Annotated in this window: 14 protein-coding genes; 9 read left to right on the plus strand and 5 right to left on the minus strand. The window is 70.3% G+C overall.

The window, feature by feature from the left end; all coding sequences use genetic code 11:
- Positions 1 to 106 precede the first annotated feature (106 nt).
- Positions 107 to 1207 carry an alanine--glyoxylate aminotransferase family protein gene (locus V1457_RS27960; protein WP_200071795.1) on the minus strand — a complete coding sequence of 367 codons (1101 nt, stop codon included), beginning with the start codon at positions 1205 to 1207 and terminating at the stop codon, positions 107 to 109.
- Between the two features lie 398 nt (positions 1208 to 1605).
- Between V1457_RS27960 and V1457_RS27965 the strand changes: the two genes are divergently transcribed.
- On the plus strand, positions 1606 to 3291 hold the full coding sequence (locus tag V1457_RS27965; RefSeq protein WP_338598019.1) for a hypothetical protein: 1686 nt from the start codon (positions 1606 to 1608) through the stop codon (positions 3289 to 3291).
- Positions 3292 to 3314: 23 nt separating this feature from the next.
- Here the strand turns inward: V1457_RS27965 and V1457_RS27970 are convergent, their stop codons facing one another.
- Together V1457_RS27970 and V1457_RS27975 are read right to left on the minus strand one after the other, a co-directional pair.
- Positions 3315 to 5393 (minus strand): tetratricopeptide repeat protein, encoded by a 2079-nt coding sequence (locus tag V1457_RS27970; protein WP_338598020.1) that lies wholly within the window; start codon positions 5391 to 5393, stop codon positions 3315 to 3317.
- 137 nt (positions 5394 to 5530) lie between these two features.
- Positions 5531 to 6091, minus strand: a complete 561-nt coding sequence (locus V1457_RS27975; protein WP_338598022.1) for a TetR family transcriptional regulator — start codon at positions 6089 to 6091, stop codon at positions 5531 to 5533.
- 179 nt (positions 6092 to 6270) lie between these two features.
- Here V1457_RS27975 and V1457_RS27980 point away from each other — a divergent pair, with 179 nt between their 5' ends.
- The 3 genes from V1457_RS27980 to V1457_RS27990 all read left to right on the plus strand — a co-directional run bounded on the left by V1457_RS27980 (position 6271) and on the right by V1457_RS27990 (position 11748).
- Complete coding sequence (locus tag V1457_RS27980) at positions 6271 to 7482, plus strand: MFS transporter (protein WP_338598024.1); 1212 nt, start codon at positions 6271 to 6273, stop codon at positions 7480 to 7482.
- Between the two features lie 222 nt (positions 7483 to 7704).
- Positions 7705 to 10872: an arabinosyltransferase domain-containing protein gene (locus V1457_RS27985; RefSeq protein WP_338598025.1), complete on the plus strand. Its 3168-nt coding sequence runs from the start codon at positions 7705 to 7707 to the stop codon at positions 10870 to 10872.
- A 135-nt stretch (positions 10873 to 11007) separates the two neighbouring features.
- Complete coding sequence (locus tag V1457_RS27990) at positions 11008 to 11748, plus strand: 1-acyl-sn-glycerol-3-phosphate acyltransferase (RefSeq protein ID WP_200071801.1); 741 nt, start codon at positions 11008 to 11010, stop codon at positions 11746 to 11748.
- A gap of 3 nt (positions 11749 to 11751) precedes the next feature.
- Here the strand turns inward: V1457_RS27990 and V1457_RS27995 are convergent, their stop codons facing one another.
- Positions 11752 to 12450: a penicillin acylase family protein gene (locus tag V1457_RS27995; protein ID WP_338598026.1), complete on the minus strand. Its 699-nt coding sequence runs from the start codon at positions 12448 to 12450 to the stop codon at positions 11752 to 11754.
- A gap of 279 nt (positions 12451 to 12729) precedes the next feature.
- Between V1457_RS27995 and V1457_RS28000 the strand changes: the two genes are divergently transcribed.
- From V1457_RS28000 to V1457_RS28015, 4 genes are all read left to right on the plus strand, one after another.
- Positions 12730 to 12873 (plus strand): hypothetical protein, encoded by a 144-nt coding sequence (locus V1457_RS28000; protein ID WP_233627903.1) that lies wholly within the window; start codon positions 12730 to 12732, stop codon positions 12871 to 12873.
- A gap of 162 nt (positions 12874 to 13035) precedes the next feature.
- Positions 13036 to 13272 carry a hypothetical protein gene (locus V1457_RS28005; protein ID WP_338598028.1) on the plus strand — a complete coding sequence of 79 codons (237 nt, stop codon included), beginning with the start codon at positions 13036 to 13038 and terminating at the stop codon, positions 13270 to 13272.
- Positions 13273 to 13815: 543 nt separating this feature from the next.
- Positions 13816 to 15096, plus strand: a complete 1281-nt coding sequence (locus V1457_RS28010; RefSeq protein ID WP_338598030.1) for an MFS transporter — start codon at positions 13816 to 13818, stop codon at positions 15094 to 15096.
- Positions 15097 to 15261: 165 nt separating this feature from the next.
- A complete protein-coding gene (locus tag V1457_RS28015) occupies positions 15262 to 15672 on the plus strand; it encodes a hypothetical protein (RefSeq protein ID WP_338598032.1) in 411 nt (136 codons plus the stop codon).
- Between the two features lie 213 nt (positions 15673 to 15885).
- On the opposite strand, the gene V1457_RS28020 is transcribed toward V1457_RS28015, so the two are convergent.
- Positions 15886 to 16443 carry a Chromate resistance protein ChrB gene (locus V1457_RS28020; RefSeq protein WP_200071804.1) on the minus strand — a complete coding sequence of 186 codons (558 nt, stop codon included), beginning with the start codon at positions 16441 to 16443 and terminating at the stop codon, positions 15886 to 15888.
- Between the two features lie 434 nt (positions 16444 to 16877).
- On the opposite strand from V1457_RS28020, the gene V1457_RS28025 reads away from it, so the two are divergent.
- Positions 16878 to 18278, plus strand: a complete 1401-nt coding sequence (locus V1457_RS28025; RefSeq protein WP_338598035.1) for a PepSY domain-containing protein — start codon at positions 16878 to 16880, stop codon at positions 18276 to 18278.
- Positions 18279 to 18325 lie beyond the last annotated feature (47 nt).

Raw genomic sequence — 18325 nt, forward strand, 5'->3', positions numbered from 1 at the left:
TCATCGCGGGCGGAAACGCTCTCCCACCGGGGTCGGCCATTCCGCCCGCAACGATGCATGGCCCGCGGCCCGGCCTCCGGCGGCCGGACCGCGGGCCGGTCGCGGATCAGCGACCGAGGACTTTGCGCAGCGTCCCGAGCAGCACCTCGACGCGGTCCGGGCCCGCGTTCGGGCCCATCAGACCGATGCGCCACACCGTGTTGGCGTACTCGCCCGCACCGCCGCCGATCTCGATGCCGTAATCGTTGAGCAGCTGCTTGCGCACATCGGCGGAGTCCACCTGCTCCGGCACGACCACGCTGGTGAGCTGGTGCAGCCGGTGCCCTTCGGCCGCGAACAGCTCCAGGCCCATCTCCTGCAGGCCGCTCTGCAGCGCCGCACCGGCTTCGCGGTGGCGTTCGGCCACCGCCGGCATCCCCTCCTCCAGGACGCGCCCGAGCGCGGCGTGCAGCGACGCGACCATCGCGGTGGGCGCGGTGTGGTGGTAAGCGCGGCCGCCGGACGCTCCGCCGGTGACGTAGTTGCCGATGAGGCCGAGGTCCAGGTACCAGGTCGTCGGCCGCTCGACCCGCCGCTGCCAGGCCCGTTCGGAGACCGTGAAGGGGGCGAGCCCGGGCGGCACGCCGAGGCACTTCTGGGTGCCCGCGTAGGCGATGTCCACGTTCCACGCGTCGAGTTCGATCTGCTCGCCGCCGATGGAGGTCACGCAGTCGGCCAGCAGCAGGGTCCGCTCGTCGCGCTCCCGCAGTGCCGCCCCGAGCGCCCGGATGTCGCTGCGCACACCCGTGGAGGTCTCGGCGTGCACGGCGGCGACGATCGACGGGCCGGGGTGCGCGGCCAGCACGCGCTCGATGTCGACCGGCTGGCCCCAGGTGTGCTCCACGCGCACGACCTCGGCGCCGTAGCGGGCGGCGACGTCGCACATCCGCTCGCCGAACAGGCCGTTGACCGCGACCACGACGACATCACCCGGGTGCACGAAGTTGACGAAGGCGGCTTCCATGCCGATCGAGCCGGTGCCGGAAAGCGGGAGCGTCCGGGCGTTCTCGGTGCCCCACACCGCGCGCAGGCGGCTGCCCGTCTCATCCAGCATCGCGAGGAACTCGGGGTCCAGGTGCCCCAGCATCGGGCTCGCCAGGCCCGCAGTCGCCTCCGGGTAGGCGTTCGTGGGTCCAGGTCCGAGCAATGAACGTTCGACGAGTGCCATACGGCCACCCTAGGTGAATCGTTGCACCGCACCTCAAGGCGTGGTCGGCGCTCGGCACGCCGCCGCGCGAGTCGGCACCGCGACCGCCGGCGAACCTCGGCCGCACTACCGGCCCTTTCACCGATGTGCGCAGCGACTACGGCTGACGGTCATCGCCCAACCGGTTCGGGTCAGCGGGCGAGCTTGCATTCGCGTGCGATCCACGGACGACGGTTCAACAAGGCCGTCAGTTCGTTCCGCGGCCACAGCACGATGTCCGGACGCTTGGCGGCGTCGTCACCATGCCCGTCGGCGGCCGGGGAACACCCCGGCTCTCGCTGCATTTTCGCTGCCCGGTGCGGCGCGGCTCGCACGTCGACCGGGGAAGTCGGTGAACGGCGACGGTTAGGATGCCGGGCATGTGGTCGCTGCCGTGGGCCGAAGTACTGGTGGGCGAGAAAGGGCGTTCGTGGCGAACGGTTCCGCAGGTGCGCACGGTTCTCGTGGTGGTGCACACGGTGACCGCGGCGACCCGGCTGTTCGACGTGCTCGGCCTGTGGGCGCGCGATTCCCGGGTGCAGACCGTCTTCACCTGCACCGGGACCAGCGCCTTCAGCCAAGGGACCGAGGAATTCCTGCGGGATCGGGGAATTGAGCCGATCACCTGGCAGGCGGCGGTGGAACGCGAATTCGACCTCGCGGTCGCCGCGAGCTACGGGGGGCCGTTGCACGATGTGCAAGCCCCATTGCTCATTCTGCCGCACGGCATGGGATATAATAAATTGCAACCCGGTTCCCGGTTCCCGGTTCCCGGTTCCCGGATCCCGGAGCCGGTCTTCGGTCTTTCCGAGTCGTCGTTGCTGCACGACGGCAGGCTCATCCCCTCGGTGGCGGTCCTGTCGCACTCCGAGCAGCGAGAACGGCTCCGCGAGTACTGCCAGCAGGCCGTCGACATCGCGCTGATCGCCGGTGATCCGTGCTTCGACCGGATGCTGGCGAGCCGTCCGCTGCGGGAGACGTACCGGCGGCACCTCGGTGCGCACCCGGACCAGCGGGTGCTCGTGATCTCCTCGACCTGGGGCGAGCGATCCCTCTACGGCTGCTTTCCGTCGCTGGTCTCGCAGCTGGCGCGGCGGCTTCCGCTGGACGAGTACCGCATCGTCGTCGCCCTGCACCCGAACATCTGGTGCGCGCACACCCCGTGGCAGGTCCGGAACTGGACCGACGAATGGACGCGCGCCGGTGTCACCGTGCTGCCTCCGGAAGAAGGCTGGCGCGCCGCGCTCGTCGCCGCGGACCTCACCATCGGCGACCACGGTTCGGTCACCTTCTACGCAGCAGCGCTGGGCGTTCCGGTGTTGCTGGCATCCGCTCCGGTGGAAGCGGTCGACCCGGCCTCCCCGATCGCCCGGCTGCTGCGGACCGCACCGCGACTAGACCCGGACGGCGAGCTGCCTGCTCAGCTCGAATCGACGATCACCGCGCACGATCCGGAGCGCTATTCGTCCATCACCGCGCACACCACGTCGGTTCCCGGGGAATCGGCGCGGCTGTTGCGCTCCAGCGTGTACGGCCACCTCGGACTCGACGAACCTGCGTTCCCGGCCGAGACCACCACCGCACCACTACCCGATGTTGCGAATTCGGAGCCGATTAGCCAAATCGTGCACCTCGGATTCGGCGACAGCCGGGATCACGCTGTCGTGACGCGGTTTCCGGCCGAATCGCTCCGGGACGCGACCCGGCTGCCGTCCGAGGCGGTGCTCGTGGCGACCACGTCCGAAACGTCCCGGCGTTGGCTGGAGTGGGCCGAAATCCTGCTCGACGACGGCCGCTGCGCCGATCCGGGGCAATGGATCCGCAGCACGCTCGCCCGGCTTCCCACGGCGGTGCTGGCGGCGACCAGGGACCCCGCGGGCCGCTGGGTCGTCGGCGGTCTCGACGTCGCGGCCGTGCGCTTCACCGGCCCGGACGAGCTGGCGCCTGCCTACGCCGCGTTCGTGCACGCGTGGGTCGCGGCGGACGAGTGCGTCCACGACATGCCCGCGACGGTGACCTTCGGGCTCGGCGGCCGGAACGTGACCGCAGCTGTCGACGCGAGCTGACCCCCGCCGGTCGGGAAGGGCGGTCAGCTCCGGTCCAGCTCCGCCTGCACCTGTTCGGCCTGGTCCAAGAAACCCCACGTGCGGTAGATCGACGCCGAGCGCGTGAAGTGCTCGCGCGCCTCCTCCATCGCACCCGCGGCGATGGCGCACCGGGCGAGCGCGGCGTGCGCCTGCGCGATCTCGAAGTGCCGGTTCTCCTCGGTCATGTGCCGCAACGCTGCGGTGAGATCGGTGCGCGCTTCGTCCGGACGCTGCAACTCCACGCGCCGAATCCCTCGCCACAGCAACGATTTGTGCTCGTTGTGCAGGTCAGGGCGCGGCAGCGACCGGAACGCTTCGATCGCGTCGTCCAGCAACCCCACGGCGGCTTCCGGCGACTCCACCGACCCGAGATGCATCTTCGCCAGGGCCGTCCGGCGCGCGTCGTCGATTTCCCGGGCCATGGCGAGGTTCCGCAGCAGCAGCTCGTGCGCCGCAGCGCGGTCGCCTTGCTCCCGCCGGACCAGCCCGAGCGATTCGACGGCCGTGGCCGCCAGGTCGCGCTCGCCGTGTTCGGACGCCATCTCGTTGGCACGGGCGAACATTTCGGCGGCCTTGTCGCGCTCACCGCGGTGGCGGAAGGCGAATCCGCGTTGCACCAGCGCGAGTCCGGCCACGAGCCGATTCGCGTCGTGATCCCGGCTTTCCTCGACGGCGACCGCGCAGTCGTTGACCGCATCCATGTCATCGAGGTGCTTGGCCCGCTCGTGGAACGGCCACACCGCGACCGCCAGCGGGCCCACCCGCTCATCGCCGCCGTCGCGCAACAGTTCGGCCACTGCGCGGATGTTGACGCGTTCCGCCGCCAGCCACGCCTCCGCATCCGGCGTGCTGCCCAACCGAAGGTCCGGCCAAATCCGCTGCAGCCATCCGCGCTCCGGCATGACGGCGTTTCCCGCCGGGATCGCACCGTCCACATAGAACTGGACGAACCGCGAGGAGAACCCCGAATCGGGTTGGTACCGGCGCGCGTGAGCGCGCACCAATCCGTCCACGAAGAACCGATCCGGCGCGCTCTGCTGCACCAGCCTCGCGTCCAACAGCCGGTCCAAACCCTCCCGGACGTCGTCCTCGCCTTCCTCCAGCACCGCAACGAGCGCGGCCACGCTGACGTCACCGGAACCGGGATGGTCGCCGAACGCCGTGTAAAGCCGGCGCGTTCGCTCGTCGAGGCGGTCGGCCGCCGTGTTCAACACCGCGGTCATCGACAGGGACTCGTCGCGGGACAGCACGGTCAATCGACGGTCCTGATCGGACAGTTCTCGCACGAGCCAGTCGATCGGGCGCTCCGGGCGCTGCGCCAGCAGCGCTCCCGCCACGCACAACGCCAGGGTCGATCCCTCGCACCGCTGCACGAGCACGTCGAGCTGCTCGGGTTCCCGTTGCGGCCGCGGATCGTCCTCGTCCAGGATCCGCCGCAGCAGCAGCCGCGCCGACTCCGGGCTCATCGGATCGAGTTCGACGAACGCGGGCTTCTCCCGCGCGCGCAGCGCCGCCAGCGGGCCTGCCTCGGTGACCAGCACGACCGAGCGCCCCAGTCCCGGCAGCAACCAGCGGACCTGCGCGGCGGTGACGGCGTCGTCGACGACGACCGCTACGCGCTTGCCCGTGCTCCAGGACCGGAAGTAGTTCGCGCGGCCCTGCAAGGTCTCCGGGATCTCGGTCACCGCGTAGCCGACCGCGATGAGGAAATCGCGCAGGCACTCGCTTTCCGAACCGGACTCCCCCGCCGCCCCGGACAACCGCGCGTAGAAATGGCCGTCCGGGAAATCCTCGTGGTGCTCGCCGGCCCACTGGAACGCGGTCTCGCTCTTGCCGCCACCGGCCGCACCGCGGAGCACGATCAAGCGCGGCGCTTCGCCGCCCGGCTCGCCGGTGAACCGCGCGGCCTCGGTGATCTCGCGGAGCTGGCGCTCGTTGTTCGTGTAGTTGCGCGTCGGCGGGCGAATCTGCCTGGGCGGATGCGGCGCGGGCCGCGACGGCAGCGAGAAGTGGATCCCGCCCTCGACGTGCCCGGCCTGCACCACCGCGTCCGCTGAGCCTTCGAAGTCGTTCCGGGTCACCGCCGAGCCCCCTGCCGTCCGAAGATCGCCGTTACGAAGATCGAAGACATCAGACTAACTCGCCGCGAAGATCACGACCACGAGATCGGCAGAGCCCGCGCGGCGCGCTTCGCCGGGCCGAGGCGTCACAACCGGCGTCAGCCCGCAGCCTCCGGGGACGAGGTGATCCTGCGGAGGGCGTCGCGGGTGAGTCCGCGATCGTAGGCGCGGGTCCCGAAGGACCGGTGGATCGTGAGCCCTTCGATGAGCGCATCGATCTCCCTGGCGACGTGCGCGCCGAAGTGCCTGCGCAGCGCTTTGTGACTGTGGCTCATCCAGTCCGCGACCAGATCGCGGTAGGCGGGTTCGCGCGCGGCCAACGCGTAGAGCTCGTGGGTGAGCACCAGGTCGTCACGGGTGGCGAAGACGTCTTCGTGGATGATGCCGACGACGGCCTCGCGCGCCTCCTCCGGTCCGCGCGCGGCGGTGAGCCGGTCCTCGAACCGGCCGCTGATCGTGGCGCAGAACCGGGAGAAGGCCGCCCGCAGCAACTCCTCCCGGTCGGCGAAGTGGTAGGTCATCGAACCCAGCGGGACGTCCGCGCGGGCGGCGACCTTGCGGTGCGAGGTGCCCGCCACGCCGTCCTCGGCGATGGTCGCCAGCGCCGCATCGATGATCCGCGTGCGCCGATCCGGATCGAAGCGCCGGGCTCTGCCCATGGGTTCGGTCACCTCCGTCGCCGATTCGCCGCACACCGTGGCCGAACACGGTCGCACGCGACGCCGCGGACGGGAACATCACCTCGACAGCCTATAGGTACGATCGTACGCATCTAGCGTACGGTCGTACACATCGGCCGACCTCGCCAGCGAAATCGCAGTTCTCACGGAACGGAATCATGCCGGACCACTTCGCTCCCGCCGGGCAGCTCGCCTGCGGCTCGTCCACTGGAGCCCGCCGCCGCGCGTTGCAGGCGGTGTTCTGCTTCGTCGGGATATCGCTGGCGTCCTGGGTCACCCGCACCCCGGCGATCCGGGAGTCGTTGCACGCCTCGACCGCGCAAATGGGGCTGGTGCTGTTCGGGCTGTCGGCGGGTTCGATGACCGGCATCCTCTCGGCCGGAGCGCTGGTGCGGCGGTTCGGCACCAAGGCGGTGATCACCGGTGGCGCCGCGTTGGTCGTCACCGGGCTCGCCGTGCTCGGCGGCAGCACGGCGCTGCAGCTGCCCTCCGGCGCGTTCGGCGGGCTGCTGCTGTTCGGGCTCGGCATGGGTTCGTTCGAGATCGCCACCAACATCGAGGGCGCCGAGATCGAACGGATCGCCGGCAGACCGCTGATGCCGCAGCTGCACGGCACTTTCAGCGCCGGAACCGTCGCAGGCTCGGTGCTCGGGCTGGTGTTCACCCGCGCAGGCGTCGATGTGTTGTGGCACTTGCTCGCCGCGGCCGTGGTGGGTGCGGGGATCGTGGCCGTCTCCGCCCCGTCGATTCCCGCCGGGTTCGCCGTGTCCCGGCGCCCCATCGAGCACGGGGGCGGCAGCGCCGTGCGCGACCAGCTCAGGCTGTGGAAGCAGCGCCGCATCGCGCTGCTCGGCTGCGTGGTGCTGGGCATGGCGCTGGCCGAGGGCGCCGCGAACGACTGGCTTCCGCTGCTGATGGTCGACGCGCACGGTTTCGACCCGGCGGGCGGCTCGCTGCTGTTCGCCGCGTTCGCCGCGGCCATGACCGCCGGGCGATTCGCGGGCGGGCGGTTGCTGCGCCGGTTCAGCCGTGCCGTGGTCGTGCGCAGCAGCGCGGTGTGCGCCGGGACCGGTCTCGCGGTGGTGATCGGCACGCCGTTCCCGTCGCTGGCGGTGGTCGGAGTCGTGTTCTGGGGGCTCGGGACCTCGCTCGGTTTCCCGCTGGCGCTGTCCGCGGCGGGTGACGGCGACGGGGACACCACGGCCCGGGTCGGCGCGGTGGCCACCGCGGGCTACCTCGCGTTCCTCGTCGGCCCGCCGCTGCTGGGCTTGCTCGGCGACCACTTCGGACTGCGCTACGCCATGCTCGTCGTACTCGCCCTCATCGGCTGCGCCGCCGCGACCGCCGCGGCCGTGCGCCCCGAACGCTGAACACCGCTGGAGGACTGCGGCCGTGCGGTCGACAATCGCGCGCTCGGCGCAAAACCGGCACGTCGAATCCGGGCGATTCCCGCCGGAACGGATTTCCCGTGACATGCCGCCCGCTACGCACCGGCAGTTGCGTACGACCGTACGCAACACGGGTAGGCTCGCGTCCGATCTTCCCGCGGCCTCCGCGGTCCCCGACCCCGAACCCCGGCGATGATGCGATCGATGAGCGAACTGTTCCGGAATGCGCGGTCCCTGCGGTGGTTCGCGGTGGCTTGCGGGGTGCTGGGCGCCCTCGCGGCGGTGTTGTTGCCGTTCCTGCCCGTGCGCTACGAGATCACCACGTTGCAGTGGCCGACCGCGCAGGGCACGCAGGCGGTTTCCGCGCCGCTGTCGGCCTACCAGCCGATCCGGCTGGACCTGGACATGCCGTGCTCGACGGCTCAGGGGCTGGACGCGCGCACGCCCGGCCCGGCGGTGCTGCTGAGCACGAACCCGCCCGAAGCCGAGTACGGCACCCTGACCGGGCTGCGGCTGGAAGTCCAGGACGGGCAGCTGCGCCTGATCTCGCAGGGCAGGCAGCTCGGCACCACCGAGCTGCCCGCGGGCGACTGCGCGATCGGGGTGCATTCGGACGGGCACTCGACCGACGCCGAGGCCGGAGGTGCGCGGTTCGCCCACGTCGGCGGTGACGCGCGTCCGCAGCTGACCGGCATCTTCTCCGATGTGGACGGTCAGCTCGACGACACCGCCGGGATGTCGTTCTCCGCCGAGGTGGACGACCGCTACGACAGCCACCCGACCCCGCTCAAGATCGCGGCGATGGCGGTCGCGGTGCTCGGGACCGCGGGAGCGGTGTTCGCGCTGCACCGCATCGACGCGCTGGCGGGCCGCAAGCCGGTCCGCCGATCGCGCGGGCGGTGGCGGCTGACCGGGCGGGACGCCGCGGTGGCGGCTGCGCTGCTGGCGTGGTGGCTCATCGGGGCGATGACCTCCGACGACGGCTACTTCCTCACGATGGCGCGGGTCCGCGACGAGCTGGGCTACGTCAACGACTTCTACCGCTGGTTCTCCGGGCCGATCGCGCCGATGGGCTGGTTCGTCGAGTTGCAGGCGCGCTGGGTGGAGATCTCCACCGCCACGCCGTGGATCCGGCTGCCCGCGCTGGGCATGGGACTGCTGAGCTGGGTGCTGATCAGCCGGTTCGTGCTGCCCCGGCTCGGCCAGCGGGTGCGGCGCAGCCGCGCGGCCGGATGGGCGGCGGCCGCGGTGTTCCTGGCCTGCTGGCTGCCCTACGACAACGGCCTGCGCCCCGAACCGATCGTGGTGGTGCTCGCGCTGCTGGCGATGTGCACGGTGGAGTACGCGGTGGCGGCCCGGCAGCTCGCTCCCGCGGCGTTCGGGCTGATCATCGCCGCGTTCTCGGTGGCGGTGAACCCGCACGGGATGGTCGCGGTGCTGCCGTTCCTGGCGGCGGCGAAACCGCTGCTGCTCATGGTGCGAAGCCGCGCGCAGCGGTTCGGCTGGACACCGGTGCTGGCCCCGATCGCCGCCGCCGGGCTGGTCGTGCTGGTGGCGGCGTTCTCCGACCAGACCTGGCGCACCGTGCTCGACGCGACCCAGGTTCGTACCGACATCGGCCCGTCGCAGTCCTGGTACGAGGAGCTGGGCCGCTACACGCTGCTGTTCGGCCAATCCCCCGACGGCTCGCTCACCCGCCGGTTCCCGGTGCTGCTCATGTTGCTGTGCCTGGCGTTCTGCGCGGTCGTGCTGCTGCGGCGCGGCACCATCCGCGGGGCCGCGCTCGGGCCGAGCCGCCGGCTGCTGACCGTGGCCGGGCTGTACTTCGTGGCGCTGGCGCTGACGCCGACCAAGCACACCCACCACTTCGGGGTCTTCGCCGCGGTCGGGGGCGCGGTCGCGGCATTGACCGCGCTGGCCGCCAGCAGCACCGTGCTGCGCTCGCGGCGCAACCGGGCGGTGTTCTTCGCCGGGCTCATGGTGGTGCTCGCGCTGACCTTCACCGGCACCAACGCCTGGTGGTACGTCTCGGGCTGGGGCGTGCCGTGGTTCGACAAGCCGCCGTCGATCAAGGGCTACGAGCTCAGCACCGGGTTCCTCGTCATCGCCGCGATCGCGCTGGTCGTGGCGCTGGTCGAGCACCTGAAGCTGGACGAGCGCAATCCTCCGGTCGCGGTGGAGGAGGACCGCACGCGGGCGCTGCGGCTGGGCACCGCACCGCTGTCGATCGTGTGCGCGCTGCTGATGCTGGCGGAGCTCGCTTCGCTGGCGAAGGCCATCCCCGAGCGCTGGGACACCTACAACCTCGCCAAGGACAACGTGCGGCAGCTGGCCGGGTCCAGCTGCGGGCTCTCGGACTACGTCTACGTCGAGAACGACCCGATCGCCGGGATGCTCGATCCCGCCGCGCGGCAGCCTGCGACCGCAGCACCGGGCGCACCTCCCGAAGAGGACGAATCGCCCGAGCAGTACCTGCGCGGCACCGAGACCGGGTTCCGCCGCGACGGCATTCCGGATACCAAGAACATCGAAACCGGGGAGTCGAACTGGACTCCGCCGCACCGCTTCGGCTCCGACCGGGCGCCGGTGTGGGGCAGCTACGGCTCCCCCGCCAACACCGGCGAACTGCGCACGCCCTGGTACGAGCTGCCGGACCGCGCGCGCAGCGGGGACGTGCCGGTAGTGGTCAGCTCGGCCGGGACGACCTCCGGCCCGAACTCGCTGACCGCCGAGTTCGGCCGGGACACCCCGCAGGGCTTCGAGATCCTCTCCCGCGCGCCGCTCGGCCAGGACGGCGCGAAGCACTGGCGCGACCACCGCGTCCCCGCTCCGGAAGGGGCGACGCGGATGCGGATCGTCGGCCAGGACAAGGCGCTCGGCGAGCAGGGCTGGATGGCCTTCAGCGCACCGCGGGCGCCGCGCCTGACCCGGATGAGCGACGTGGTCGGCAACTCCCCCGCGTACGTGGAGTGGACCGCGGCGATGGTGCACCCCTGCCTGAACGTCACCGCGAATCACCACGGCATCGCCGAGCTGCCGCGCTACCGCGTCGCGGGCGGCGGGGACGTGCGCGACACCGGGCAGGGCTGGTCGTCACCGGACGCGGGCGGGCAGTTCGGCTACCTCAACGTCGCCACGAGCATGGCGGAGCTGCCGACCTACCTGCGCGGGGACCTCGGCAACGACTGGGGCTCGCTCTACGAGGTGCACCCCTACGAGCCGGACGCGCTGCCCGCCTCCGCCGCCGCCCGCACGCACCAGGAGGACCACTGGGGCTGGTGGACGCCGGGTCCGACGCCGAACCCGATCACCCTGCCCGGCGACGTCCCGGACTCCAACAACCGGCCGGACCTCCAGCCGGGGCCGCGATGAGCACCGTCCCGGCAGCCTTCGACCGCAGGCTCGAAACCGCCGCGGCAGCTGGTGATCCCGGATCCGCGCGACCGGGGCATGTGACCGCGGCCGCAGGTGGACGCGCGGGAACCTACGGTTGCGTAACCTGACGCCGTGGCTGAGATCGTCTATCCACCGGTCGTGCTCGCGGCAAAGACCATGTTCCGCGTCCTGGACAACCGGCTGCGCGTGTCGGGCACCGAACACATCCCGCGCAGCGGCGGCGCGGTGATCGCCTGCAATCACGTGAGCTACCTGGACTTCATCTTCTGCGGCCTGGGCGCGCAGCCCGCCGAGCGGCTGGTGCGGTTCATGGCCAAGAAGGAGATCTTCGACAACCGGATCGCCGGGCCGCTCATGCGCGGCATGCACCACATCCCGGTGGACCGGGCCGTGGGCAAGGCTTCGTACGACGAGGCGGTCCGGCGGCTGCGCGCGGGCGAGGTCGTCGGGGTGTTCCCGGAAGCGACCATCAGCAGGTCGTTCACCGTCAAACCGATCAAGTCCGGTGCGGTGCGGATGGCCGCCGACGCGGGGGTGCCGGTCGTGCCGATGTCGCTGTGGGGCACCCACCGGCTGTGGACGAAGGGCCGACCGCGCACGCTCACCAAGCGGCACGTGCCGATCCACATCCACGCCGGCGAGCCGTTCCGGCCCGGTCCGCAGGACGATCCCGACGCTCTCACGCGGGACCTCCGCGAGCGGATGCAGACCATCCTCGACGACCTGCAAGCCGACTACCCCGACCAGCCCACCGGCGAGGACGACCGCTGGTGGCTGCCCACCCACCTCGGCGGCACCGCCCCCACTCCCGACGAGGCGGCCGCTCTCGACGCGCGGCCCACGGCCAACTGAGGATCAGGGCGCTTCGGGCGACGGGCGCAGCTCGATGACCTGCTCCGCTGCCTCCTCGACCCGCTCGCGGCTGTAGAGCAGCGGAAACGCCTCACCTCGGCTCCACGGCGCGAACAGGTCGGTCGTGTGCGGCTCGCCCAGGCGTCCGGACTGGCCGGGCGCGTTCATCGCCAGCGACGAGTCCCATCGGCCGACGTCGACGACGACGCGGAAAGTCGCCCCGGCGCTCTGCACGAAGTCCGGGCCGTAGGCGGTGTCGCAGACGGTGTCGCCGCTGCCGCCTCGCGGGGCCGGGCCCGCGGCGAGGAGGTCCTCGGGCACGCCGGTCAGCAACGCGGCCAGCGGATGGCGGGCGCGGGCGACGTGCAGCCTTCCCCAGCTCCACTTCGCCCGGTCCGGGCCGAGCAGCCCGGCGAGGTCGGCGACCGCGGCGGGCAGGGTCGACGTGACGATCTCGGCCAGGCGCTTCTCCGGATCCGGGCCGAGGCGGTCACCCGGTGCCTCGAAGAGCTCCAGGTCGACGCGCGCGTCGGCGAGCACGTCCTGGGCAGGCGAGACCCGGGTCGCCGCGTCCGCGGCGTCGTCGGCGCCGACGTACGGCCGCAGCGCTCGAGCCAGCAGCGCCGGCCGCAGGTGACGCCGGTACCAGACCTCGAACAGCGCGGCCGCCGCCGAGTCGGGTGTCGTAGGTGTCGGTCGCATAGATGTGCGGGACGCCCCAGCGGTCGACCACGATCTCGACCGGACTCTCCAGCCCGGGCACCGCGAACGCCGTCCGCTCCCGCTCCTGCAGCTGTGCTGCCATGACATCGCCTCCAGCCTCGTCTCCCGCACCCGCAGTGAAGCAAGGAACGCAATGGTCGCGTCGCCGAGAACGAGAACCTGGTATTTAGTCTCTGGTCGAGATCACGGCGAACGCGGCAACCTGGGGCTTGGGCAAATGCAGGGTTTGCCGACCGATCGAGAGAACTGGGGCGAATCATGGCCGTCGCGAACCACAGGTGGGACCACCGCTGGCCGCCCCGCCACCGCTACTACTGGGACTGCCACTACGTCCGCTGGGGCGGCTGGGGCCGGGACCACGGCCGCGGCCGGTGGTTCTGCCACTGGCACCGCCGCTGGTGACAACGAGCCTGACGACAACTGAATGCGCAAAGTCCCCGGTGCCCAACGCACCGGGGACTTTTGCCGGTAGTTGCTCAACAAGCACCAGCGAAAAGCATTTCCCTGCTGCAGAGCCGGCACGTGCTGCTGCCGCACATGTGGCCACGCCGCAAGGCTGTCCCGGTGAACGCCAGCGATCCCGAAACTGCGATTGACCGTCAGGATCTCGTCGGACAGCGCAGGCGCGGCGTCGTCGACGGCGCGGGAGATCACGAGCGCGCCGACCATCTGGCTGAACATGGCGATGGCGCGCTCGCGATCGGTCGTGAGAAGCGCCAGCGCGCAAGCCGTTCCTGCCGAGGACTGACAGGCCCGCGCACGTGCAGTACGCGTCGCGAGCGCACGCCGCATGGCAACTAGAACTCGCGGACTTCGGCAACCCACCACCATTCATCGTCTTCATCTTTCCGCTGCTCGCCGAGGTCGAGCACAACTGATTCGTCCTGCCGAGCCGCACCGCAAGACTTTGGCAAGTCGCCGCGAAGTTCGGACGACAATGCTTGCCGAGCTGCCCGTTGATCGCCGATGTTCCACCGACTCCGCTGCCCTGCAGCAGTTTCCGGGGCGGCTGCGACCGGCTCCGGCGGGCGTGCAGGTCCGGCCAGGAGCGGGACGGGTTCCGCGCTGCCGCGAAGAAGTCCAGGGAGCGCAGTTGCGAAGTGGGCGGGGCGTCCGTGCCCGCCTCGATCAGCAAGACCGACCGGGACGCATCTAAAGCAGTCCAATCGGGAAAGGTAGGATCTGACGTGGTTCCAGTACGCGCCACGAGACAGGACAGGGGAACCTGTCGCGCACGGTGAAAAACGGGGTACCGCCGAGCACTAATGGATCGATACGTCCATTCCGGTTATCGCCGCGCAAAATGGCCGTCGCTACGCGGCGCGTGCGTACGGAAGGAGAGCAGTGTCCGCTCACGACCGGGACAGTGGACCTTCGCCGCTGCGCCAGCGAGACTTCCAGCTTCTGTGGCTGGGCAGCACCGTCAACCAGATCCTCGCGATGACCAGTCCGGTCGCTTTCCCACTGATCGCGGCCGACCTGCTGGGGGCATCGGTAACGCAGATCGGCCTGATCACCGCACTCAACTACCTCCCGTGGCTGTTGTGCACCCTGCCGTTCGGGGTCTACATCGGCAGATTGCCCCCTCGTGCGGTGCTGCTGGCCGCCGACATCGGGCGCGCGATGTCGATCAGCCTGATCCCGATCCTCTACGGGATCGGGATCCTCGCGCTTTGGCACATCTACCTGGTCGTCACAGCTGTCGGCATGTGCACCGTGGCTTACGAGATCGCGTACCAGACGATTCCGCCGATGCTGTTGCCGCGCAATGAATTGACCAGGGGAAATGCTCGGCTGCAGGCGGGTCGTGCGGTATCGTTCACACTCGGTCCGGCACTCGGCGGGCTGCTGGTGACACTGCTCGGCGCCCCGCTCACCCCCGTGGCCAACACAGTAGGCTTCTTGATCTCCGGATGCTGCACCGCGGCGCTGCGCATCCGCGGGAAGGTGTCCTCGGAAAGGCCGACCGGTGGGCTGGTGCGGCAGCTCGCGGACGGCATGCGGTTCGTCATCGCCGAGCCGCTGCTGCGCACCAGCACCCTCGCCTCCGCGATCGGCAACTGCTGCTTCGCAGGCTACGAGGCACTCGTGGTCGTCTTCCTCGCCCAGGAGGTGACCCTGCCGCCAAGTCAGCTGGGTCCGCTGATGGGGGTGGCCGGACTGGGCAGCTTGTTGGGCGCCGCGCTCGCGGGCAGGCTCGCGAAGCGGCTCGGCTCGGCTCGCTCGGTGTGGCTGCCCGCCCTCGCGGTCGCACCGTTCGGGCTCCTCCTCCCGGCAACCCGGCCCGGCTGGGGGACGTTGCTGTTCGTCGTGGGCACGCTCGTATTCTGCGCCGGCTTCGCCACGTTCACCGTCGGCCAGGCCACGGTGGTGCAGAGCGCCACTCCCCCAGCGCTGCTGTCCAGAGTGGTCGCCTGCACCCGGTTCGCCACCCGGAGCATGTTGTTCTGCGGAGGCCTCGTCGGCGGCGCACTCGGTGGCGCGCTCGGTCCCCGCAACGCCTTGGTCGTGATCATGGCCGGGTGGATACTCGCACCACTGCTCATGGCCTGCTCGCGGGTTCGACGCCTGCGCGACATTCCCGCGCCCGATCCGCAAAAGCACAGCGACCTCCTCTCCCAGTAGTCATGAACCAGGGCAAAGCCACAGGGTCGCGAAACCGCCACGGGCGCGCCGGGCAAGATCGACCAAACCGGCGTCGGCGCAGTGCGAGCGGACGCAGGCGTGGCGTTGCGGACAGGCGTAGTCCTCCAGCACGAGCTTCGGTTCGAAACCCCAAGAGCCTCGACCATGAACCGGCTCGTCGACGGCGCGCTGGCCCGGAACCTGACTCCGTTCGTGGAGGTGCGGACCCGCGGGGAGATCGACGCGGTCCGCAACCCGGCGGAGTGCGTGATCGCGGTCAACAACAAGGAGATCAAGGCTCGCGAACGCGGGTCGCCCGACCTCGGTCGCAGCCTCGCGCTGCTCCCGGACCTGCGCCGTACCGGCACCCCGCTCCCGGTGAGCGCAGGCGGGGTCGACTCCCCCGCCGACGCCGCCGGACTGCTGGCCCGGGGATACCGGGCACTGCTGGTCGGAACCGCGCTGCTGCGCGCTCCTGCGATCAGCGCATGGGTCGCGGAACTTCGTGAACGCATGGCTCACCCCGGGCTGCCGACGGCACCGGGAACAACAACGCCGACCTCTACCGGGATCTGATCGTTCCGGCGGAAACCGATGGCTCGACACCGGTTCGCGGCCCTGCTCGAGGAAGCAGGTGTGCACGTGATCGGTGCCCTTGTCCGCGACCGGCAGGAATCGGCCGGTCCGGTCGGACACGGCGCCGGGCGCGTGCGGGCTGGCCCCGGAGCCACCGAACGCGACGCTGATCAGCGCGGTCACGTAGAACAAGTCGGCCGACGTTGCCCAGGGTCATCGACCGTCTTCGGCGAGGTAGACCTGATCGGCGAAGACGTCGAGCACCGCGGCGCAGCCCTGCAGTGCCTGCTCGGCCGCGGCCCGGCGGTCGGCTCCGAGCGAGTCGCGGAGGCGGACCTTGTCGAACCAGCCCCGGAGTTTGGCGAGGTCCTCGTCGTTCTCCTCCAGCTCCGCGTAGGTGAACTTCTCCGCGCTGGTCTCCTTGTCGATCTCGGCCCGGAATCCGCGGCACCGGTCGATGATCTCCTCGTACTCCTCGTCGCGCGCGGCGTTGTAGATCGCGGTGACCTCGGCCGCCCCGGCGAGGACGTCGCAGCGCATCAGCTGGGCGGTACCGCCCATTTCCCCGATGTCCTTGCGCAAGGACCGCAGCGAGCGTTCGTGGGAGCTCGACTCGGGCAGCACGGCGGCCGAGTTCTGCAGGTAGACCGCGCCGATGCTCTTCAGCCTCCGCCACACGCTCGCGCGCAACCGGGTCGGTTCGCGCGGGACCCGGTAGACGAGCATCAGCCACCCCGGTGCAGCCTGCTCACGATCAGCGGCGTCGGTCACGGCCACCAGCCTGCCATCGCGCGACCGGCCCCGTCATGGATCTCAGGACGGCTCGGCACTCCCCGCCCCGACTGGGCCTGCAGCGGTCCTCGCGGCCGATGGGAAAACGAAAACGACTCGGCGTTGCCGCCGAAAGCTAACCGCGGTTAGTATTCGAAGCTGACCGGTGCGGCACCGCCGACGTCCTTCCGGCCATTCTCCCGCACATTCGCGCCGATGCGCGGCAACTCCGCCCGTTCGATGGCATCGTCCGCCGGTCACGCTACGAACACCTTTCGTCCGCGGGTCGTTGATGCTCGCGGAACCGCCGGTTCAGACTGTTCGAAGCAATAGGTCAACGGGTGCGGAAAAGTTCCCGAACTACGCGTTGAATTCTGCGAATCCCGAAACCACTTCGTTTCCGCGCCCCTGATCTCGAACACCTTGGGAGTCGCATGGCAACGTCCACCACCGGCCAGCCACCCCCTCCAGAGGAGAAATCGCAGCACACCGGCTCGGTTGATGCCGTGGAACGCACGGGCGCGGCCAAGCCGCGTTCCGGGACGGCGGCACTCGCCCGCCGGGTGCACTTCTTGGCAGGTCTCGCGGTGGCGCCGTTTCTGGTCATCATGTGCCTCACCGGCCTGGCGAACGCGTTCACCCCGCAAATCGTCAACACCGTGCACGGGCAGGAATTGTTCGCCGATACCGGAACCGGCTCGCCGCGACCCGCATCGGACCAAGTCGCCGCAGCAGCAGCGGCGCATCCGGAAGGAATCGTGAAAGCGGTCATCCCGCCTCCTGAGCCGGACCGCACCACCCGCGTCGTCCTGTCGGTGCCCGGCCTACCGGACATCGACGAATTCTCCGAAGAAGACCTAACCGTATACGTCAACCCGTACACCGACCACGTCCAAGGTGAACTCACAACGGTCAAAGATCGCCCGCCCGCCCAGGTGTGGTTGCGCAACGCCCACGGCAACCTGCACCTCGGCCCACCGGGCAGGCTCTACTCCGAATTCGCGACCAGTTGGGTCCCGCTGATCGTTCTCGGCGGCCTCGTGCTGCGGCTCGGCCGACGACGCTCTCGCGGATTGCTGACTTCGTCGCGGCGCTCCACCAGCGAGCACGCGCGACTGCGGGGCTTGCACGGCTGGCTGGGCTTGTGTCTCAGCCTCGGCCTGTCGGCGCTGGCCGTTACCGGGTTCTCCCAATCCAATTTCGTGGGCGACCGGGTGGACCAGCTGCTCACGACACTCGATTCCGGCGAACCGAGCCTCGAATCCGAGAAGGTCGCCGCGCCACCGGGCGCAGCGCGGATCGACATCGACCGCGTGCTGGAAACCGCCGGTGCCGACGGCCTGCGCGGAGAACTGACCATCACAGCGCCCTCGGAACCCGGCGAGGTGTTCACCGTCGAGGAGACCGGCGAGGGCTGGCCCGTCCAGAGCGACAGCATCGCGGTACACCCCTACACCGGGCAGGTCACCGAACGCCTCGCGTTCGACGACTACCCGCTGCTGGCCAAGCTCAACGTCCTCGGCGTTCGGGCGCACGACGGAACGTTGTTCGGCATCCCCAACCAGATCGTCGTGTCCCTGGTCGCCCTCGGCACCCTGGTGCTGATCGTCCTGGCCTACCGGATGTGGTGGAGCCGTCGCCCGCGCGGCGCGTCGTGGCCGCCCGCCCCACCACCGATCTGGCGCGCTCACCCGAAAACTGCGCTGCTGGCACTGGTGACCGCTGCCGCGATCCTCGTCTGGGTGCTGCCCGTCGTCGGCACCACCCTGATCGGATTCCTCGTCACCGACATGGTCATCAACGCCGTGAAGCGTCGGCGGCGACCAAGAACCTGAAGCGAGCGTTGCACCGCGCGAGCCGACACCGCCCAGCACCGACGACC

It is taken from the genome of Saccharopolyspora sp. SCSIO 74807 (assembly GCF_037023755.1).
Lineage (GTDB): Bacteria > Actinomycetota > Actinomycetes > Mycobacteriales > Pseudonocardiaceae > Saccharopolyspora_C > Saccharopolyspora_C galaxeae.